Origin of the sequence: Aeromicrobium sp. Root472D3 (assembly GCF_001426485.1) — a bacterium.
Taxonomy (GTDB): Bacteria; Actinomycetota; Actinomycetes; order Propionibacteriales; family Nocardioidaceae; genus Aeromicrobium.
Genome location: NZ_LMET01000001.1, coordinates 1,070,802 through 1,091,040, shown reverse-complemented (window position 1 = coordinate 1,091,040; position 20,239 = coordinate 1,070,802). Strand labels below are relative to the sequence as shown.

Below are 20,239 nucleotides of genomic sequence, written 5' to 3'. Positions count from 1 at the left end.
GCCACGATAGGCGGCGACGCGCGCGTGCGAAGATCGACGCGCCATGACGTCGCCCACGCCCCTGCCCCGGTCCGTCGACCCTGCGCTCCTGCACGACCGCATCACGGCGTGGTTCGCCACGGCCGCCCGCGACCTGCCGTGGCGTCGCGGGGTGTCTCCGTGGGCCGTGATGGTCTCGGAGTTCATGCTGCAGCAGACGCCCGTCGCCCGGGTGCTGCCCGTCTACGAGACCTGGGTGCGACGCTGGCCGACGCCCGCCGATCTCGCCGCCGAGCCGGCCGGCGAGGCGGTGCGCGCCTGGGGCCGCCTGGGCTACCCGCGACGGGCCCTGCGTCTGCACGCCGCCGCGACCGCGATCACGCAACGGCACGGCGGCGGCGTGCCGACGTCCCGCGACGAGCTGCTGGCGCTGCCGGGCGTCGGCGACTACACCGCGGCCGCGATCACCTCGTTCGCCTTCGGAGGCCGGGCCGTCGTGATGGACACCAACATCCGGCGGGTCTTCGCGCGCGTCGTCGAGGGCGTCGAGTTCCCGGCGCCCGCCGTCACCGCCGCGGAACGGCGGCTCGCCACGTCCCTCCTCCCGGCCGACGACGCCCACGTGTGGGCGGCCGCGACGATGGAGCTGGGCGCGCTGGTCTGCACCGCGCGGTCGCCGCAGTGCGGGGTCTGCCCCGTGGCCGACGCGTGCCGCTGGCGCGCGCTCGGGCATCCGGCGCACGAGGGCCCGGCCCGGCGGGGCCAGTCGTGGGAGGGCACCGACCGACAGTGCCGCGGACGGCTCCTGGCCGTGCTGCGCGACGCGACCGGTCCCGTGCCCACAGCGGCCCTCGACGCCGCGTGGCCCGAGGCGGCACAGCGTGACCGGTGCCTCGACGGGCTCGTCGCCGACGGATTGATCGAGCCGGTCGGCGACGACGACGGGTTCGCGCTACCCGGCCACCGCTGACGCGAGGTCGTGCACGACGGCGCGCGCGACGTCGGCGTCGTCGAGGGGGCCGTCGAGCATCAGTCCGTTGAACGTCGCGTCGACCAGGGCCGCCAGGCGAGGGGCCTCCCCGTCGGCCGCACCGGAGGCCCGCAGGTGGTCGGCGATGGCGTCGAGCCACACTGTGTTGGACCGGCGCACCGAGGTCGCGTACGGCTCTCGTCCGAACAGCCCGAGCGCGGCGGCCTCGACGTACATGCGCTGGCACCGCAGCAGCGGACCGGACGTGAACACGTCCCACAGCCCGGTGACGGCCCGGGCCACGGACGCCGCCGGCGGCAACGACCTGATCACCGCGATCGACCGGTCGTTCGAGACGTCGAGCACGGCGTCGACGAGCTCGTCCTTCGATCCGAAGTGGTAGATCAGCATGCGGTCGCTCGTGCCGATCGCGGCGGCGAGCGGACGCAGGCTGAGCCCGATCAGCCCGTGCTCGAGCGCGTGGTCGGTGGCCGCCTGCGCGAGCTCGTCCCGCTTGCCCATGCCCTCAACGTAGCACCTGCTACAGTCTTGTAGCGCTCGCTACACACCTGACAGGACGTCCCATGCTCGTCGCCGCCGCCCTCCTGGCCGTCGCCATCACCTCCGAGGTGCTGGCCACCGCCGCCCTGCCTCGGGCCGAGGGGTTCACCGACCCCCGCTGGACCGCCGCCGTCGTCGCGGGCTACGCGCTGTCGATCTGGCTGCTGACCCTCGTCGTCCGGCAGATCCCGGTCTCGGTCACCTACGCGATCTGGGCGGGGGCCGGCACCGCGGCCATCGCGGTGGTCGGCGTCGTGTTCCTCGACGAGCCGGTCACGGTGCTCAAGGTCGTCGCGATCTCGCTGATCATCGCCGGCGTCGTGCTGATCAACCTGCAGGGCTCGCACGCCTGACCCGGGCACGACGAAGCCCCCGCCGCCAGGTGGCGACGGGGGCTCGACGTGCGGTGACTAGTCGCCGCTGGGGGCGCCGGCCTCGACAGCCGGGGGCACGTCGGGCATCTCGAGCTCGAGCTCGGCCTTGCCGCGGCCCTCGAACGTGAACACCGCCTCGGCACCCTCGCCCTCGACACCGACCAGGACGATCTGACCGGGGTGCAGCTCGCCGTAGAGCAGCTTCTCGGCCATGACGTCCTCGATCTCGCGCTGCACCGTGCGGCGCAGCGGACGGGCACCCAGCACCGGGTCGAAGCCACGCTTCGACAGCAGGTCCTTGGCCTCCATCGTGAGCTCGATGTTCATGTCCTTCTCGGCAAGACGCTTCTCGAGGGACGCGATCATCATGTCGACCATCTGCAGGATCTCGTCCTGCGTCAACGGCGGGAAGACGATGATCTCGTCGACACGGTTGAGGAACTCGGGCCGGAAGTGCTGCTTGAGCTCGATCGAGACGCGCTCCTTCATCTTGTTGTACGACCCCGCGGTGTCGCCGGCCTGGCTGAAGCCCAGGTTGACGCCCTTGGAGATCTCTCGCGCACCGAGGTTGGTGGTCATGATGACGACGGCGTTCTTGAAGTTGACGACGCGTCCCTGACCGTCGGTCAGGTGACCCTCCTCGAGCACCTGCAGCAGCGAGTTGAAGATGTCGGGGTGTGCCTTCTCGATCTCGTCGAACAGCACGACGGAGAACGGCTTGCGGCGCACCTTCTCGGTGAGCTGACCACCCTCCTCGTAGCCGACGTAGCCGGGAGGCGAGCCGAAGAGGCGCGAGACGGTGTGCTTCTCGCTGTACTCCGACATGTCGAGCTGGATCAGGGAGTCCTCGTCGCCGAACAGGAAGTTCGCCAGCGCCTTGGACAGCCACGTCTTGCCGACGCCCGAGGGCCCGGCGAAGATGAACGATCCACCCGGACGCTTGGGGTCCTTCAGACCCGCGCGCGTGCGGCGGATGGCCCGCGACAGGGCCTTGATGGCCTCGTCCTGGCCGATGACCCGCTCGTGCAGCTCGGCCTCCATGTTGAGCAGACGGCTCGACTCGGCCTCGCTGAGCTGACCGACGGGGATGCCGGTCGCCTTGGCGAGCACCTCGGCGATGAGCTGCTCGTCGACGACCGCGACGGTGTCGAGGTCGCCGGACTTCCAGGCCTTCTCGCGGTCGACCTTGGCCGTGATGAGTTTCTTCTCCTCGTCGCGCAGCGAGGCGGCGGCCTCGAAGTCCTGCGCGTCGATGGCCCCCTCCTTGCGGCGGCGGACGTCGGCGATCTGGTCGTCGAACTCCTTGAGCTCGGGCGGCGTCGCCATGCGGCGGATGCGCAGACGGGCGCCGGCCTCGTCGATCAGGTCGATCGCCTTGTCGGGCAGGAACCGGTCGGAGACGTAGCGGTCGCCCATCGTCGCCGCGGCCACGAGGGCCTCGTCGGTGATGGAGACGCGGTGGTGCGCCTCGTAGCGGTCACGCAGGCCCTTGAGGATCTCGACGGTGTCGCTGACCGAGGGCTCCTCGACGACGATCGGCTGGAAGCGACGGTTGAGGGCCGCGTCCTTCTCGAAGTGCTTGCGGTACTCGTCGAGCGTCGTCGCACCGACGGTCTGCAGCTCGCCGCGCGCCAGCATCGGCTTGAGGATGCTCGCGGCGTCGATCGCGCCCTCGGCGGCACCCGCACCGACGAGGGTGTGGATCTCGTCGATGAACAAGATGATGTCGCCGCGGGTGCGGATCTCCTTGAGCACCTTCTTGAGGCGCTCCTCGAAGTCGCCGCGGTAGCGCGAGCCGGCCACGAGCGCACCGAGGTCGAGCGTGTAGATCTGCTTGTCCTTGAGCGTCTCGGGCACGTCGCCGCGGACGATGTCCTGCGCGAGGCTCTCGACGACGGCGGTCTTGCCGACGCCGGGCTCACCGACGAGCACCGGGTTGTTCTTGGTGCGTCGCGACAGCGTCTGCATGACGCGCTCGGCCTCGTCGGCCCGGCCGATGACCGGGTCGAGCTTGCCCTCGCGGGCGGCCTGCGTCAGGTTGCGACCGAACTGGTCGAGGACGGCCGACGAGCTGGGCTGGCTCTCGCTGGGCGCACCGGCGGCCTCGGCCTCCTTGCCCTGGAAGCCGCTGACCAGCTGGATGACCTGCTGGCGGACGCGGTTCAGATCGGCGCCGAGCTTGACGAGCACCTGTGCGGCGACGCCCTCGCCCTCGCGGATCAGGCCGAGCAGGATGTGCTCGGTGCCGATGTAGCTGTGGCCGAGCTGCAGGGCCTCGCGGAGGCTGAGCTCGAGGACCTTCTTGGCACGCGGCGTGAACGGGATGTGCCCGCTCGGGGCCTGCTGGCCCTGGCCGATGATGTCCTCGACCTGGCCGCGGACGGCCTCCAGCGAGATGTCGAGGCTCTCGAGCGCCTTCGCGGCGACGCCCTCGCCCTCGTGGATCAGGCCGAGGAGAATGTGCTCCGTGCCGATGTAGTTGTGGCTGAGCATGCGCGCCTCTTCTTGGGCGAGCACGACCACGCGACGAGCACGGTCGGTGAATCTTTCGAACATTCTTCCCCCTGGGGTGGAGTATCCGACCAGTTTAGTCGGCTCTGGAAATCCGCGCGCCGGATGCCCATTGCTTAACCCAACCGTCATGCCGTCCCGGACGTTCCCCCGTTCGCCGTCGGCGTAACCGGCCTCTTCAACCGCCGCGGGTCACTCGGCGTCGAGGTCGGCCTCGACGAGGGCGGCGATGGTCTCGACGGCGGCGGCGTCGTCGGACTCGACGACGACCTCGGTGCCGTGGCCGGCCCCCAGCGTCATGATCATCAGGGCCGAGCCGGCGTCGACGGCGTCGCCGCCGACCAGGGCCAGCGTCACGGGCACGTCGATGTCGGCGGCGGCCGCCGCGATGGTTCCGGCGGGACGGGCGTGCAGTCCGACGGACGAGCCGACGGTCACGGTCTTGCTGGGCATGGGTGCTCCTCTGGTGCGGGTGGGTGGTGGGTGAGGGTGGCGCGGACGGTCAGACGCGCGCGGGGACGGGTGCGGTCTCGTCGGCCGCGGCGACGTCGGCGTCGGCAGCGGACCCGCCGCGTCCGCCGAGCTGCTTGAGCGCCGTGACGGACAGGGCGCTGATGACGGTGCCGACCGCGATCGCCACCAGGAACCACAGCACCTGGTCGACCGCGAAGAACACGAAGATGCCGCCGTGGGGTGCCGCGAGGGTCACGCCCGCACCGGCCGAGATCGCACCGGCCACGCCCGAGCCGAGCATCATCGACGGGATGACGCGCAGCGGGTCGGCGGCGGCGAACGGGATCGCGCCCTCGGTGATGAAGGCGGCGCCGAGCAGCCAGGCCGCCTTGCCGTTCTCGCGCTCCGAGGACGTGTAGAGCCCGGGGCGCAGGGCCGTCGACAGCGCCATCGCGAGCGGCGGCACCATGCCGCCGACCATCACGGCGGCCATGATCTTGACCTCGGTGCCACCGGCGGCGATCGCCTCGGCCGTCAGGCCGGTCGTGGCGAAGACGTACGCGGCCTTGTTGACGGGGCCACCCATGTCGAAGGCCATCATGGCGCCGAGCAGGAGTCCCAGCACGACGATCGAGCCGCCCGACAGGCCGTTGAGCCAGTCGGTCAGGCCGTCGGTGATGTCGGCGATCGGGCGACCGAGCACCAGCAGCATCAGCATGCCGGCGATGATCGTCGTCACGAGCGGGATGATGACGACGGGCATGAGTCCCGACAGCCAGCGCGGGGCCGGACGCTTCGCGATCTGGTGCGCGATGAGTCCGGCGATGATGCCGCCGACGATGCCGCCGAGGAAGCCCGCGCCGATCTGGTTGGCCAGGAAGCCCATCACGAAGCCGGGCGCGATGCCCGGGCGGTCGGCGATCGCGTAGGCGATGTAGCCCGCGAGCGCCGGGACGAGGAAGCCGAACGCCCACGAGCCGAGCAGGAACAGCAGGGCGCCGATGTACGTCATGAGCGAGCTGCCGAACAGGGCGTGGTCGCCGGCCGCGGGCAGGTTGCTCAGCGTGTTCTCGGACAGGATCTTCGAGGCGGGGTCGCCGGCGACGTCGTAGCCCGCGAGGAGGAAGCCCAGGGCGATCAGCAGACCGCCCGCGGCGACGAACGGGATCATGTAGCTGACGCCCGTCAGCAGCCACTGGCGCAGGCGCAGGCCCCATCCGCCGGTGTCGGAGGCGCGCTCGTCGGCGGACGCGGCGACGCCGCCCTCGACGCGGCGGGCGCGGGGGTCGGTCGACGCCGCGACGGCCTCGGCGATCATCGCGGTCGGCTCGTTGATGGCGCGCTTGACGCCGCTCACGACGACCGGCTTGCCCGCGAAGCGGGCCTGGTCCTTGACGCCGACGTCGGTCGCGAAGATCACGGCGTCGGCCGCGGCGATCGTCTCGGGCGACAGGGGCTTGGCGCCCGATGAGCCCTGCGTCTCGACCTGCAGCTCGACGCCGTCGGTCTGCGCGGCCTCCTGCGTCAGCGAGTCGGCGGCCATGTAGGTGTGCGCGATGCCCGTGGGGCACGCCGTCACGGCGACGATGCGGGTGACGGCGGGCGCGGCGGCAGCGGGAGCGGCAGGAGCCGGGGCGGCGGCGGGCGCCGAATCGGCGACCGGGGCCGGCGAGACGACGTCCTCGACCAGCGCGACGATCGCGTCGGCGTCGGGGGCCGAGCGCAGCGCCGCCGTGAAGTCGGGACGCACGAGGGCGCGGGCCAGCGACGAGAGCAGCTTCAGGTGCTCCTGGCCGCCGCCGGCGGGCGCGGCGATGAGGAAGACCAGGTCGGCAGGCGCGTCGGTCGCACCGAAGTCGGCGCCGGGCACGAGACGCGCGAAGGCCAGCGTCGGCTCCGTGACGGCCTCGGAGCGGCAGTGCGGGATCGCGATGCCGCCGGGCAGGCCCGTGGCCGACTGGGCCTCGCGGGCGAGGGCGTCGGCGACGAGCTGCGAGGCGTCGGTCGCGCGACCGGCGTCGGCGACCTTCTGGGCGAGGGCGGTGATGACGGTCTCCGCATCCTCACCCAGGGCGGTGTCGAGGCTGACGAGATCAGCCGTGATGAGTGATGACATGACCATCCTTCTGGTTGTGGTGTGACGGGTGCTGCACGTGCGTGACGGAGACCGCGGCGAGCGCCGCGACGTCGGACGGACCGGGTGGCGTCGAGCCGGCGAGGGCTGCTGCCGCGCTGCCGTGGCGCACGGCGGTCGACAGGCAGCCGGGCGCGTCGTGCCCGGCGACCTCGGCCAGCAGGTAGCCGGCGAGCGAGGAGTCGCCCGCGCCGACGGTGCTGACGGGGACGATCGGGGGCGACGCCGCGAACCACGAGCCGTCCGCGGTGGCCAGCACGGCGCCGGAGGCGCCCAGCGTCAGCAGCACCGCGGCGGGCCCGAACTCGCGGCGGACGCGCTGCGCGGTCTCGGCGGCCAGCGCGGGGTCGGCCTCGATCGCGTCGGCGTCGCCGCCGACCAGCTCGACGACCTCGTGGGCGTTGGGCTTGACCAGGTCGGGGGCGCCGGAGGCCGCGCCGAGCGTCGCGAGCAGCGGGGCGCCGGACGCGTCGACCGCGACCCGCGCTCCCCCGGCCCGCAGCGTGCGGGTCAGGACGGCGTACCAGTCGTCGGGCACGCCGGGCGGCAGAGAGCCCGACAGCACGACCCACGCGACGCCGGCGGACGACTCGACGATCGATCGCGTCAGGCGGTCGAGCTCGTCGGCCGACAGCTCGGCGCCCGGGGCGTTGAGCTTGGTGGTGGTGCCGTCGGCCTCCGCGAGGGTCAGGTTGACCCGCACGCGGCTGCGCGTCGGCACCGCGACGTGCGCCAGGCCCGTGGCCTCGACGGCCGTCACGAACGAGTCGTGGGCCGGGGCGGGGAAGATCGCGGCGACCTCGTGGCCGGCGGCCGCGACGACGCGGGCGACGTTGACGCCCTTGCCCCCGGGCTGGTCGACCGGGGCGCCGGTGCGGCCGACGACGCCGCGGACGAGCGGCTCGTCCAGCGTCAGCAGACGGTCGATCGCGGGGTTGGCGGTGACGGTGACGATCATGCGAGCACGACCTCCATCCCTGTGTCGCGCAGGCGGGCGACGCACTCGGCGGGGGCATCGGTGTCGGTGACCAGCACGTCGACCGACGTCAGGGCGGCGAACGTGACGAGGTAGTCGGTGTCGAGCTTGCTGGAGTCGGCCAGCACGACGGTGCGGGCGGCACGCGAGACGATCGCGCGCTTGACCGCGGCCTCGCCGAAGTCGACGGTCGTCAGGCCGCGCTCGACCGACAGCCCGTTGGCACCGACGAAGGCGACGTCGACCCCGACCGTCTCGTAGGCCGCGACGGTGCCGGCGCCGATCGCGGCACCCGTCGCGCCGCGCACGTGCCCGCCGATGACGTGCAGGTCGACCTGCTCGAGGCGCGACATCTGCGCCGCGGCGGCGATGCCGTGCGTCACGGCGGTGAGCGAGTGCTCGTCGGGCAGGACGTCGATCAGCGCGGCGGTCGAGGTGCCGGCGTCGACGATCATGCTGCCGTCGACGGGCGGCAGGAACGCGAGGGCGGCCGACGCGATGCGCTGCTTCTGCGGCGACTGCCGGGCCTCGCGCTCGCGCAGGTCGAGCTCGACGGCCTGCACCGACGTCCGCGCGACGGCGCCACCGTGGACGCGGCGCGCGATGCCGCGGCGCTCGAGGGCCGCGAGGTCGCGCCGGACGGTCTCGCCGGACACGCCGAAGTCGCCGGCCGCGTCGAGGACGCTGACTCGTCCGTGCTGCTCGAGGCGCTGGGCCAGCGCTGCTCGTCGTTCTGCGGCGTACACGCGCCCTCCTCGTCTCGTCGTCATCATGTGTGTGGATTTGTGTGGTTTTTTGTTGATATCTGTTGTTCTACGCGGTAACGTCCCTCGAAGTCAAGGGGTTCGGACACATTTCCTCACGTTCGCGTAGCCCCGCTCACAGGTGGCACGACGCAGGAACCCGATCCGTAGGAGAGATGCATGAGCAGCAGCGGAACACCCGTCGTCCCGGGCGTCGGCACCGGTCCCGTCGTCGTGACCGCCGAGCGCGTCGAGGCCCCCGCCGACGAGCCGCACGTCGACCGCGACACCACCGTCGCCGCCGTCACGACCGCCTGCGCGACGGTCGCCGACCGCCTCACCGCGCGGGCCGGGCACGCGTCCGGCGCCGCCGCCGAGGTGCTGCAGGCCACCGCGGCGATGGCGCGCGACCGCGGCCTGGCGACCTTCGTCGGCCGGCACGCCGACACGTCGGGCCCCGCGACCGCCATGACCGCCGCCGTCGCCCAGCTGGCCACGATGTTCGAGTCCGCGGGCGGCCTGATGGCCGAGCGGGTCACCGACCTGTACGACGTCCGCGACCGGGTCGTCGCCGAGGTGCTCGGCCTGCCCGAACCCGGTGTCCCGAGCCCCGACGTCCCGTCGGTGCTGTTCGCCGACGACCTCGCCCCCGCCGACACCGCGGGCCTCGACCCCGCGCGCATCACCGCGATCGCGATCCGCCTGGGGGGCGCAACGAGCCACACCGCGATCATCGCGCGCCAGCTCGGCATCCCGTGCGTCGTGGGCGTCCGCGACCTGCCGCTCGACGGATCGTCCACCACCGCACTGGTCGACGGGACGACCGGCGAGGTCGTGCTCGACCCCGACGCGGCCGACGCCGCCGCACGAGCCGCCGCCGACGCCGAGCGCCGGGCCGCGAGCGCCGCCTGGACGGGCCCGGGCGCGACGCTCGACGGCCACGCCGTGCAGGTCATGGCCAACGTGCAGGACGCGGCGGGTGCCGTCCGCGCCGCCGCCGAGCCGGTCGAGGGCTTCGGCCTGTACCGCACCGAGCTGAGCTTCCTGGACCGCTCGTCCGAGCCGACCGTCGACGAGCAGGCCGAGATCTACCGGGCCGTGCTCGACGCCGCCGGCGACCACAAGGTCGTCGTGCGCACCCTCGACGCGGGGTCGGACAAGCCGCTCGCCTTCGCCGACATGGGCACCGAGCCGAACCCTGCCCTCGGCGTGCGCGGGCTGCGCATCGCCACCGAGCGCCCCGAGCTGCTCGACCACCAGCTCGACGCGATCGCCGCGGCCGCCGCGCAGTCGTCGGCCGACGTGTGGGTCATGGCGCCGATGGTCTCGGTGGTCTCCGAGGCGGTCGACGTCGCGGCACGCATCCGCGAGCGCGGGCTCACGGCCGGCGTCATGATCGAGACGCCGTCGGCGGCGCTCCTGGCCGACCGCCTGCTGCAGCACGTCGACTTCGTGTCGATCGGCACCAACGACCTCAGCCAGTACACGTTCGCGGCCGATCGCATGGCGGCGTCGCTGAGCCACCTGACCGATCCGTGGCAGCCCGCCCTGCTGACGCTCGTGGCGTCCGTCGCGGGCGCCGGCGAGCGCGCCGGCAAGCCCGTCGGCGTGTGCGGCGAGGCCGCGGCCGACCCGCTGCTGGCCTGCGTCCTGGTGGGGCTCGGCGTCACGTCGCTGTCGTGCGCGGCCAGCGCCGTGCGCAGCGTCGGCGCGATGCTCGCGACCGTCACGCTCGAGCAGTGCCGCGCGGCCGCCGAGGCAGCCCTCGCGGCGGACGACCCCGCCGACGGACGCGCCCGCGTCCGCGCCGCCCTCGCCTGAGCCGCTACTCGGCCCGCGTCGTCGGGAAGAGGATCGCGTCGCGGATGCCGATGCCCTGCAGCAGCATCACGAGGCGGTCGACGCCGAAGCCGAGGCCGCCCGCGGGGGGCATGCCGAACTCGAGCGCGCGCAGGAAGTCCTCGTCGACGTCGTTGGCCTCGGGGTTGCCGGCCGCGGCCTGACGGGCCTGCTCCTCGAGCCGCTCGCGCTGGATCACGGGGTCGTTGAGCTCGGAGTACGCCGGGGCCAGCTCGACGCCGTTGATGATGAGGTCCCACGCCTCGACCAGCCCGGGCGTCGTCCGGTGCTTCTTGGCCAGGGGGCGCACCGACTCGGGGTAGTCGCGCACGAACGTCGGCTGGATCAGCGTGTGCTCGACGAGCTTCTCGTACAGCTCGAGCACGATCTCGCCGGCGTCCCAGCCGTCGCGCAGGGCGACGTCGTGGGTCGCGGCGAGCGCCACCAGCTCGTCGACGGACGTCGAGGTGTCGACGGTGCGGCCGACGGCCTCGCTGACGAGGTCGTGCACGGTCGCGTGACGCCACTCGGCCTCGAGGTCGATCTCGGACCCGTCGCGGCCCGGCACGACGGTCTTGCCGACCGACCGGGCGGCGTCGAGGACGAGCTCGCGGGTCAGCACCGCCATCGTGTCGTACGAGCCGTAGGCCTCGTAGGCCTCGAGCATCAGGAACTCGACGTTGTGGGTGTTGTCGACGCCCTCGTTGCGGAACGTCTTGGCCATCTCGTAGACCTTGTCGATGCCGCCGACCAGCGCGCGCTTGAGGTGCAGCTCGAGCGCGATGCGCAGCAGCGCCGGCTCGTCGAAGGCGTTGACGTGCGTGCGGAACGGACGCGCCGCGGCACCACCGTTGGTGTGCTGCAGCACGGGCGTCTCGACCTCGACGTAGCCGAGGCGGTCGAGCGTCGAGCGCAGCGACTGCATGACCTTGGCCTTGACCCGGACGTTGTCGCGCGCCTCGGGCCGCACGATCAGGTCGACGTACCGCATGCGGCTGCGTGCCTCGTCCGACAGCGGGGCGTGCTCGTTGGGCAGGGGGCGGACGGTCTTGGCCGCGAGCAGCCACGACGTCGCCATGACCGACAGCTCGCCGCGCTTGCTGGTGATGACCTCGCCCGTGACGGCCAGGTGGTCACCGATGTCGACGGTGGCCTTGAACGCCGCGAGGCTCTCCTCGCCGACGCCGCCGAGCGAGATCATGGCCTGCAGCGGCGTGCCGTCGCCCTCGCGCAGCGCGACGAACACGAGCTTGCCGGTGCCGCGGACGAAGATGACGCGTCCGGCGACCGTGACGGTGTCACCGGTCAGCGTGTCGGGCCCCAGCGCCTCGGCGTCGTACGCCTCGACGACCTCGCGCAGCGTGTGGGTGCGTCCGACGACGACGGGGTACGGCTCCTCGCCGCGCGCGATGACCTGCTCGCGCTTCTCGAGGCGCACCCGCATCTGCTCGGGCAGCTCGTCCTCGGGGCTCTGGGTCAGTTCGCTCACGAGGAGCAAGCCTAGTGCGGTGGGATCGACGCGGGTGCGTCAGCCGTGGTTCTTCTCGTGGATCAGCCGCAGGCCCGTCAGCGTCAGGTGCGGGTCGCGGGTCGTGATGGTCTCGCAGTGCTCGACGACCGACTCCGGGAACGAGCCCGTCGCGATCACCGTGACGTGCTCCGGGTCGACGTCGAGCGAGTCGATGATGCGCGACACCAGACCGTCCACGAGCCCCGCGAAGCCGAACACGATGCCCGACTGCAGGGCCTCGACGGTGTTCTTGCCGATGACGTCGCGCGGCACCGCGAGCTCGACGCTGCGCAGCTGGGCGCCCCGCCGCGACAGGGCCTCCAGCGACAGCTCGACGCCGGGGGCGATCGCACCGCCGATGTAGCGGTCGTCGGAGTCGACGACGTCGAAGATCGTCGCCGTCCCGTTGAGGTCGACGACGATCGCGGGGCCGCCGTAGAGCTCGGCGGCGGCGAGCGCGTTGACGATGCGGTCGGCGCCGACCTCGCGCGGGTTGTCGGTGTGGATCGGGATGCCGGTCCTGACCCCCGGTCCGACGACGGCGGTCGGCAGGTCGGCGTAGTAGCGCTCCTGCAGGGCCCGCAGCTCGACCAGGATCGTCGGGACGGTGCAGCACATCGCGACCGCGTCGATGCCGTCGATGCCGGCCCGCGCCGTCAGGCCCGTCACGAGCACCTGCCACTCGTCGGCCGTGCGACGCTCGTCGGACGACACCTGCCAGTGCTCGACCAGCTCGTCGCCGTCGAACGCCCCGATCGTCGTGTGGCTGTTGCTGACGTCGAGGCAGAGCAGGATCATCGCGAGGCGACGAGCGGGTTGTCGACGACGTCGCCGCGCGTCAGGCCCGAGCCCGGCAGCGCCTCGGCCGGGTCGGCGCCGGTGCCGACGACGCGGTTGTCGCGGTCGACGAACACGACGTGGGGCTCGAACGTCCGGGCCTCGGCGTCGGGCATCTGCGCGTACGCGATCAGGATCACGAGGTCGCCGGGGTGGACGAGGTGGGCCGCGGCGCCGTTGATGCCGATGACGCCCGAGCCGCGCTCCCCCGCGATCGTGTAGGTCTCGAGCCGGTTGCCGTTGTCGATGTCGACGATGTGCACGAGCTCGCCCGGCAGCAGGTCGGCCGCCTCGAGCAGGTCGAGGTCGACTGTCACGGAGCCGACGTAGTGCAGGTCGGCCTGCGTCACGGTCGCGCGGTGGATCTTGGACTTCATCATGGTGCGGATCACGAGGGGCCTCCGAGCGTCAGGGCGGTGTTGTCGAGCAGACGTGGCCGGCCCACGCGGGCGGCCACGAGCAGGCGGGCGTCGGAGCCGGCCACGGCCGGTCCGAGCTCGGGATCGGTCAGGACGAGGTAGTCGAGGTCGAGGTCGGCCGAGACGTCGTCGAGCACGGCGTGGGCCGCCGCGAGCACCGCGTCGGGGCCGCGCGGGGCTGCCTCGACCCCTGCGCGCAGGGCCGCCGAGATCGAGGCCGCGGTGCGCCGCTCGTCGTCGCCGAGGTAGCGGTTGCGCGAGCTCATCGCGAGCCCGTCCGGCTCGCGCACCGTCGGGCAGCCCACGACGTCGACGCCGAGCGCGAGCTCGCGCGCCATCTGCCGCACGAGCGTCAGCTGCTGGTAGTCCTTCTCGCCGAACACCGCGACGTCGGGGCGCACCAGGCCGAACAGCTTCGACACGACGGTCAGGACGCCGCGGAAGTGCGTGGGCCGCGAGGCCCCCTCGAGCACCGAGCCCAGCGGCCCGGGGTCGACCGTGACGGTGTCGACGAGCCCGGACGGGTACATCGTGGCCACGGTCGGGGCGAACACGACGTCGACGCCCGCGGCGGCGCACCGCTCGAGGTCGGCCTCGAACGTGCGGGGGTAGGCGTCGAAGTCCTCGCCCGGCGCGAACTGCGTCGGGTTGACGAAGATCGACGCGACCAGCGTCTCGCCCAGGGGCCGGGCGTGCTCGAGCAGCCGCACGTGGCCGTCGTGCAGCGCCCCCATCGTGGGCACGAAGGCGACCGAGGCGGAGCCTCCGCGGGAGTCGGCGAGCTCGGCCCGGGTGCGGGCGACGACGGGTGAGGTCACGGTCAGAACCCGGCGGCGATGTGCGCCATGGTGTCCCAGTCGGCCTCGTCGAGCACCTGGCGGATCGTGCCCGCCGTGGCGGCGTCGAGCCGGTGGTCGGCCTCGGCGCGGCGGGCCGTGGCGCGGGCGAGCTCGAGGTACGCGTCGACCGTCGCGTCGTCGACGTCGGACGCCGCCAGGGCGTCGACGTGGGCGCGGATCGTCGTGACGTCGCCGCGCACGACGGGCCCCGTCAGCGCGGCGTCGCCGTAGGCCAGGACGTTGTCGAGCGCCGCGGTCAGCAGGGGGCGCAGCACCGCGGCGGGATCGGCCGCGCCGGCCGTCCGCAGCAGGTCCATCGACTGCGCGACGAGGGTGACGAGGTGGTTGGCGCCGTGGGCCAGGGCCGCGTGGTAGAGCGCGCGGTCGGACTCGGCGACCCACATCGGGACGCCGTGCAGCGCCGCGACGAGCTCCTCGGCGAGCGGACGGTCGGCGTCCGCGGCGGTCAGGCCGAACACGGGGCCCCGCTCGAGGTCGACGGCCGTGCCGGTGAACGTCATGGCGGGGTGGAAGGCGATGGGCCGGGCGCCCAGACGGGTCAGCGCCGCGAGGGCGTCGAGCCCGTGGCGTCCGCTGGTGTGCAGGACCACCTGCCCCGGGCGGACGGCACCGGAGGCGGCGAGCTCCTCGGCCACCGCGATCAGGCTGTCGTCGGGCACCGACAGCACGAGGACGTCGGCGGCGGCGGCCACGGCCTCGGGCTCGAGCACCGGGACGCCCGGCAGCAGCGTGCTGATCCGCAGCCGCGAGGCCTCGGACCGTCCGCTGACGCCGACGACGGGGTAGCCCGCGGCGCGCAGGCGCGCGGCGAGCACGGAACCGACCTTGCCGGCTCCGACGACGCCCATGGAGGGACGCATCATGGTGGCCTTCTCTCGTCTCCGCGTTCCAGTCCCTGACGGGTACCAGACTCATTGACGTCTCCAGCATATCGCTCGCCCCCCGGAAGGCCATGGGGCCGCCGAGTGCGCTGGGTCACATCGTGGCGCCGGGGGTCAGCGCGGGATCGGCGCCGTGACGGTGCCGGTGCGGTCGCCGTCCTGCAGCGTCACGGTCAGCGTGCGCGGTGCGCGTCGGCCCACCCCCCGCAGCGTCACGGTCCACCCCGAGCGCGCGTATCGACGCTGCGCCCCCTGCCGCGACGTCGCGACGTGCGGCTCGCCGTCGGGCACGACGTCGACCAGGTCGCCGTCGGTCTTGACCGACAGCGACGGGTCGTCGAGCTCGAGGTTCGGGAACCACGCGGCGACGTCGAGCACGAGGTCGGGCCCGTCGCGCCGGGCCGAACGGACGACGGCGCGCGCCGCGGTCTGCTCGGCCGTCAGGACGTACACCTCGGGCCGGACGTCGTCGACGCCCCAGCCGGGCAGGTGCACCGTGAGGCCCGCGGGCTCCGGGCCCGACGGGTGCATCTCGGGCTGCATGCCCTCGGCCCGCACGAAGCGCCACACGGCCGCCCGGTCGCCCGCGGCCAGCAGGGCGTGCAGCACGCGGTACTGCGCCGGCACCTCGGTCGCGTAGCGGTCGGGCGGGGCCGCCGCGACGATCTGCGGCACGCGCTCGACCAGGGCGTCGAGGTAGGCGTCGTCGGCCCGCTCGAGCTTCAGCAGCGAGTTCGGGACGTTGTGGCGCAGGTACTGCAGGATGCGCTCGTCGCGGGCCACGGGCAGGGGCGCCAGGATCTCGAGCACCGCGTCCATCGCGTCGTGACGGGCGTGGACGGCGGCGGCCGTCACGTGCCCCTGCGAGATCGACGTCTCCATGCGGCGCCACGTGTACGCCGGGACGGAGGTGATGTCGAGCGTGCGGGCCCGCAGGAAGGCCTCGGCCGCGACGCGCTGGTCGCCCGCCAGCAGCACCGTCGGGTAGACGAAGCCGTGCTCGTCCCAGAACGCCCGGCGGAAGATCTTGCCGCCGGGGATCGCGCTGACCAGCACGTCGGGGCGCTCGGCCAGCGTGACGCCCTCGGCGGGACGGGCGTGCACCGCGCGGATCCACGGGGCGGCCGGACGCACGACGTCGCCCTCGCGCCGCTGGTACGGCATCACCGCGACGTCCGAGCCGCTGCGCCGCAGACCGTCCATCGCGACCTGGATGCCGCTGCGGGTGACGGTGTCGTCGGAGTCGACGAAGGTCAGGTACTCGCCCGTCGCGGCGTCGGTGCCGGTGCGCCGCGCGACCCCGACGCCGCCGTTGGGCTGGCTCAGCACCGTGACCTGCGGGTTGCGCGCGGCGAACGCCTGCACGACGGCGAGGCTGTCGTCGGTCGAGCCGTCGTCGACCACCACGATCTCGACGTTGCGGTACTGCTGGTCGAGCACCGACTGCAGCGACTCCTCGACCAGGTCGGCCGCGTTGTAGACCGGGACCACGACGCTCAGCAGGGGGCTGTCGCGGTTGCGCCACCGCCGCCGGACGGCACCGACGGCTGCCCGCGCACGTCGACCGCTGTTCGTCACGCGCCGAGCATAACGAGGGGGTCTCACCCGGGCGTCCCCGTGCCATAGATTGGCGCCGTGGCGGCGCACCTGGTTCCGTGGCGGACGGCGTGGGACGCCGCGCTGTACGGCGACGACGGCTTCTTCCGCACGTCGAGGCCCGCCGACCACTTCCGCACCAGCGCCCACGTCGGGACGTTCGCGGTCGCGGTGGCCGAGCTGGCCCGCCGGACCGGCGCGGCGACCGTCGTCGACCTCGGCGCCGGGGGCGGCGAGCTGCTGACGGCGCTGCACGGGCTGCTGCCGGGCGTCGCCCTCGTCGGCGTCGAGATCGCGCCCCGCCCGCCGGCGCTGCCGGCCGACGTCGCGTGGACGTCCGCGCTGCCCGAGCGGGTCACGGGTCTCGTGGTCGCCAACGAGTGGCTCGACAACCTGCCGTGCACCGTCGTCGAGCGCGACGACGACGGCGTCGACCGCGAGGTGCTTGTCGACCCGGCCACCGGCGAGGAGGCTCTCGGCGACGTCCACGACCCCGGCTGGACGCGCCGGTGGTGGACGCCCGGGGCCGCCGGCGAGAGGTCGGAGGACGGCGCGCCGCGCGATGCCGCGTGGGCCGACGTCGTCGCCCGCGTCGACGGTGTCGCGGTCGCGATCGACTACGGCCACCTGGCCGGCGACCGTCCCCCGTTCGGGACGCTGCGGTCGTACCTCGGCGGGCGCGAGGTCGACGTCCGTCCCGACGGCAGCCGCGACGTCACGGCCCACGTCGCGGTCGACGCCGTCGCGGCGGCGGTCGGCGGACGTCTCGTGCGCCAGCGCGACGCCCTGGCCGAGCTGGGCGTCGACGGCGCCCGTCCGCCCATCGACCTCGCGCGCTCGGACCCCTCCGCCTACGTCCGCGCGCTCTCGCGGGCCGGCGAGGCCGCCGAGCTGACGGCCCGGGGCGGCCTCGGCGACTTCTGGTGGATCGTGACCGACACCCGGCATGGAACACTGACCGCATGACCCGGTTGCTGATCCGTTCCGGCAAGGACCCGTTCACCCCGGTCGTCGCCGAGTCGACCCTGACCCAGGACGTCTTCAACAGCAACAGCGGCAACTACCTCTTCCAGCACTCCATGTGGCGGACGCTCTCGGTCGACGGCGCCGAGCTCGTGTCCAACTCGACGCTCTCGGAGCGGGTGTCGCCCCGGCCCGGCGACGCCGCCCGCATCAACGACGAGTTCGACCACTTCGTGATCCCGATGGCCAATGCGTTCCGCACCGAGTTCGAGCCGCGCCTCGCCCGCCTCGCCGAGCTGCTCGAGGGCGTCAGGATCCCCGTCACCGTGACGGGGATCGGGGCGCAGGCGCCGCACGGTCACGGCATCGAGGCGCTCGCGCCCGTCGACGACACCGTCAGGAAGTTCGTGGGCCTCGTGCTCGACCGGTCGGCGTCGATCGGGGTGCGCGGCGAGTTCACGAAGTCGTACCTGCTGAGCCTGGGCTTCCCCGACGACGCGATCGACGTCATCGGGTGCCCGTCGCTGTTCCTGCACGGGCGCGACTTCAGGGTCGACAAGCGCGTCGACTCCCTGACGTCCGACAGCCCCCTCGCGCTCAACCTGACGCCCGAGGTCGCCGGCATCGGCGCCTTCGCGACCACGCAGGCCGAGCGCCACCCCCACCTGACCTACGTCGGCCAGGACGCCCACGACCTGCGGATGCTGCTGTGGGGCGTGCCGTTCCCGCACGTCGACGACCCGCTCGTGCCGGTGCACCTCGAGCACCCGCTCTACCAGCAGGACCGCATCCGCCTGTTCCTCGACACCTGGCCCTGGTACGACTTCATGGCCACGCAGCACTTCGCGTACGGCACCCGCTTCCACGGCAACGTCGCCGCGCTGCTCGGCGGCACCCCGGCGCACCTGCTGGCGCACGACTCGCGCACGCTCGAGCTCGCCGAGTACCACCGCATGCCGTACACGATGATGCCGTCGTTCGAGGCCGACGTCAGCGCCGAGGAGCTCTACGCCGCGACCGACATGTCCGAGTTCAACGCCGAGCTGCCCCGCGGGTTCGACCGCTTCACGGCGTTCCTCGACCGCAACGGGCTCGAGCACGTCCACACGCCGGGCAACGGCACGGGCGACTTCGACCAGCGCCTCGCCGCGGCGTCGTTCCCGCCGCCGGTGCACCCCATCATCGCGGCCGACGGGCACGAGATCGCGTCGCGCCTGCAGTGGCTGCGCGACGGCATGGTCCTCGACATCACCCGTCACCCGCAGGCGTACGAGCAGCCGTGGGCCCACCCCGCGTGGACCGGCGCGGGCAGCCGCCACGAGAGGCTGCACGAGAAGGTCCGGGCGCAGGCCGGCGAGATCGAGACCATCAACGCGCGGCTCGAGATGATCGAGCGGGGATCGCCCTACATCTCGGCCCGCCGCATCGGCAGCTGGTTCAAGCGGTTGCTGCGCCGCTCATGACCGAGGTCACCGCCAGCGTCGGCACGGGCTTCGCGACGACCGACATGGTGCTCAACATCGGGCCGCAGCACCCCGCGACCCACGGCGTCCTGCGGCTGCGCCTGACGCTCGACGGCGAGCGCGTGCGGGCGTGCGAGCCGATCGTCGGCTACATGCACCGCGGTGTCGAGAAGCTGTTCGAGGTGCGTGACTACCGGCAGATCGTCGTCCTGGCCAACCGCCACGACTGGCTCAGCGCCTTCTCCTCCGAGCTCGGGGTCGTGCTGGCCGTCGAGGACATGCTCGGCATGGAGGTGCCCGAGCGGGCGACGTGGCTGCGCACGCTGCTGGCCGAGCTCAACCGCGTCCTCAACCACCTGATGTTCCTCGGGTCGTACCCGCTCGAGCTGGGCGCGATCACGCCGGTCTTCTACGCGTTCCGCGAGCGCGAGACGATCCAGGAGGTCATGGAGGAGGTCTCCGGCGGGCGCATGCACTACATGTTCAACCGCGTCGGCGGCCTCAAGGAGGACATCCCCGCGGGGTGGACGGGTCGGGCGTCCGCCGCGATCGCGACGGTCCGCTCACGGCTCGCCGAGCTCGAGGACCTCGTGCTCGGCAACGAGATCTTCCGTGCCCGCACCGTCGGCGTCGGCGTCCTGTCGCCCGAGCTCGTGCAGGCCTACGGCGTCTCGGGACCCATCGCGCGGGCGTCGGGCCTCGACCTCGACCTGCGCCGCGACGAGCCGTACCTCGCGTACGGCGAGCTGCAGGACGTCCTGCGGGTGCCCGTCATGACCGAGGGCGACTGCCACGCGCGGTTCTCGGTGCTGCTCGAGCAGACGAAGGTGTCGCTCGACCTCGCCGACGCCTGCCTGACGCGGCTGGCCGGGCTCGCGCCGGGGCCCGTCAACGTCCGGCTGCCCAAGATCCTCAAGGCCCCCGAGGGGTCGACGTACGTCTGGACCGAGAACCCGCTGGGGCTCAACGGGTACTACCTGGTCTCGCGCGGCGAGAAGACGCCGTGGCGGCTGAAGCTGCGCACGGCCTCGTTCAACAACGTCGCGGTGCTGCCCGAGATCGTGTCGGGCACCGTCGTGGCCGACCTCGTCGCGATCCTCGGCTCGATGTTCTTCGTCGTCGGCGACATCGACAAGTAGCCCCGCCGGGCCGGCGTCGTAGGGTCGGGGC

Annotated in this window: 18 protein-coding genes; 6 read left to right on the top strand and 12 right to left on the bottom strand. The window is 72.9% G+C overall.

What is annotated here, in order from left to right; all coding sequences use genetic code 11:
- Positions 1–43 precede the first annotated feature (43 nt).
- Complete coding sequence (locus tag ASD10_RS05340; RefSeq protein WP_056605727.1) at positions 44–949, top strand: A/G-specific adenine glycosylase; 906 nt, start codon at positions 44–46, stop codon at positions 947–949.
- Here the strand turns inward: ASD10_RS05340 and ASD10_RS05335 are convergent.
- Positions 932–1,471, bottom strand: a complete 540-nt coding sequence (locus ASD10_RS05335; RefSeq protein ID WP_056605725.1) for a TetR/AcrR family transcriptional regulator — start codon at positions 1,469–1,471, stop codon at positions 932–934. The two genes, ASD10_RS05340 and ASD10_RS05335, sit on opposite strands and share 18 nt — an antisense overlap.
- A 62-nt stretch (positions 1,472–1,533) precedes the next feature.
- On the opposite strand from ASD10_RS05335, the gene ASD10_RS05330 reads away from it, so the two are divergent.
- A complete protein-coding gene (locus ASD10_RS05330; protein ID WP_056605724.1) occupies positions 1,534–1,863 on the top strand; it encodes a multidrug efflux SMR transporter in 330 nt (109 codons plus the stop codon).
- A gap of 57 nt (positions 1,864–1,920) precedes the next feature.
- Here ASD10_RS05330 and ASD10_RS05325 read toward each other — a convergent pair whose 3' ends face one another.
- The 5 genes from ASD10_RS05325 to ASD10_RS05305 form a co-directional block, all read right to left on the bottom strand.
- Positions 1,921–4,440, bottom strand: a complete 2,520-nt coding sequence (locus tag ASD10_RS05325) for an ATP-dependent Clp protease ATP-binding subunit (RefSeq protein ID WP_056605720.1) — start codon at positions 4,438–4,440, stop codon at positions 1,921–1,923.
- A 147-nt stretch (positions 4,441–4,587) separates the two neighbouring features.
- Entirely contained in the window at positions 4,588–4,848 is a 261-nt protein-coding gene (locus ASD10_RS05320) for an HPr family phosphocarrier protein (RefSeq protein ID WP_056605717.1), read from the bottom strand.
- A gap of 49 nt (positions 4,849–4,897) precedes the next feature.
- Positions 4,898–6,964 (bottom strand): fructose-specific PTS transporter subunit EIIC, encoded by a 2,067-nt coding sequence (locus ASD10_RS05315; RefSeq protein WP_056609910.1) that lies wholly within the window; start codon positions 6,962–6,964, stop codon positions 4,898–4,900.
- Positions 6,942–7,940 carry a 1-phosphofructokinase family hexose kinase gene (locus tag ASD10_RS05310; RefSeq protein WP_056605716.1) on the bottom strand — a complete coding sequence of 333 codons (999 nt, stop codon included), beginning with the start codon at positions 7,938–7,940 and terminating at the stop codon, positions 6,942–6,944. Before ASD10_RS05310 ends, ASD10_RS05315 begins: the two co-directional genes overlap by 23 nt.
- Positions 7,937–8,704, bottom strand: coding sequence for a DeoR/GlpR family DNA-binding transcription regulator (locus tag ASD10_RS05305; RefSeq protein ID WP_056605713.1), 768 nt, complete (start codon positions 8,702–8,704; stop codon positions 7,937–7,939). The genes ASD10_RS05310 and ASD10_RS05305 overlap by 4 nt, the downstream gene beginning before the upstream one ends.
- A 177-nt stretch (positions 8,705–8,881) precedes the next feature.
- Between ASD10_RS05305 and ptsP the strand changes: the two genes are divergently transcribed.
- Positions 8,882–10,522 carry a phosphoenolpyruvate--protein phosphotransferase gene (gene ptsP, locus ASD10_RS05300; RefSeq protein WP_056605711.1) on the top strand — a complete coding sequence of 547 codons (1,641 nt, stop codon included), beginning with the start codon at positions 8,882–8,884 and terminating at the stop codon, positions 10,520–10,522.
- 4 nt (positions 10,523–10,526) lie between these two features.
- Here ptsP and lysS read toward each other — a convergent pair whose 3' ends face one another.
- The 6 genes from lysS to ASD10_RS19125 form a co-directional block, all read right to left on the bottom strand.
- A complete protein-coding gene (gene lysS, locus ASD10_RS05295) occupies positions 10,527–11,984 on the bottom strand; it encodes a lysine--tRNA ligase (RefSeq protein WP_157432630.1) in 1,458 nt (485 codons plus the stop codon).
- A gap of 84 nt (positions 11,985–12,068) precedes the next feature.
- On the bottom strand, positions 12,069–12,848 hold the full coding sequence (locus ASD10_RS05290; protein ID WP_200938127.1) for a type III pantothenate kinase: 780 nt from the start codon (positions 12,846–12,848) through the stop codon (positions 12,069–12,071).
- Positions 12,845–13,267 carry an aspartate 1-decarboxylase gene (gene panD, locus ASD10_RS05285; RefSeq protein ID WP_197984115.1) on the bottom strand — a complete coding sequence of 141 codons (423 nt, stop codon included), beginning with the start codon at positions 13,265–13,267 and terminating at the stop codon, positions 12,845–12,847. Before panD ends, ASD10_RS05290 begins: the two co-directional genes overlap by 4 nt.
- Positions 13,268–13,275: 8 nt before the next feature.
- Complete coding sequence (panC, locus tag ASD10_RS18700; RefSeq protein ID WP_056605703.1) at positions 13,276–14,124, bottom strand: pantoate--beta-alanine ligase; 849 nt, start codon at positions 14,122–14,124, stop codon at positions 13,276–13,278.
- 2 nt (positions 14,125–14,126) lie between these two features.
- Positions 14,127–15,029, bottom strand: a complete 903-nt coding sequence (locus tag ASD10_RS18695; protein ID WP_235501757.1) for a Rossmann-like and DUF2520 domain-containing protein — start codon at positions 15,027–15,029, stop codon at positions 14,127–14,129.
- A 132-nt stretch (positions 15,030–15,161) separates the two neighbouring features.
- Positions 15,162–16,625, bottom strand: coding sequence for a glycosyltransferase family A protein (locus tag ASD10_RS19125; protein WP_056605700.1), 1,464 nt, complete (start codon positions 16,623–16,625; stop codon positions 15,162–15,164).
- Between the two features lie 57 nt (positions 16,626–16,682).
- Between ASD10_RS19125 and ASD10_RS18685 the strand changes: the two genes are divergently transcribed.
- From ASD10_RS18685 to ASD10_RS05255, 3 genes are read left to right on the top strand one after another with little or no spacing between them, the layout of a single operon-like run.
- Entirely contained in the window at positions 16,683–17,609 is a 927-nt protein-coding gene (locus ASD10_RS18685; protein ID WP_235501756.1) for an SAM-dependent methyltransferase, read from the top strand.
- The gene (locus tag ASD10_RS05260; RefSeq protein ID WP_056605694.1) at positions 17,606–19,069 is read left to right on the top strand and encodes a polysaccharide pyruvyl transferase family protein; all 1,464 of its coding nucleotides are present in this window, start codon (positions 17,606–17,608) and stop codon (positions 19,067–19,069) included. Before ASD10_RS18685 ends, ASD10_RS05260 begins: the two co-directional genes overlap by 4 nt.
- Entirely contained in the window at positions 19,066–20,208 is a 1,143-nt protein-coding gene (locus ASD10_RS05255) for an NADH-quinone oxidoreductase subunit D (protein WP_056605691.1), read from the top strand. Before ASD10_RS05260 ends, ASD10_RS05255 begins: the two co-directional genes overlap by 4 nt.
- The last annotated feature ends 31 nt before the right edge of the window (positions 20,209–20,239 follow it).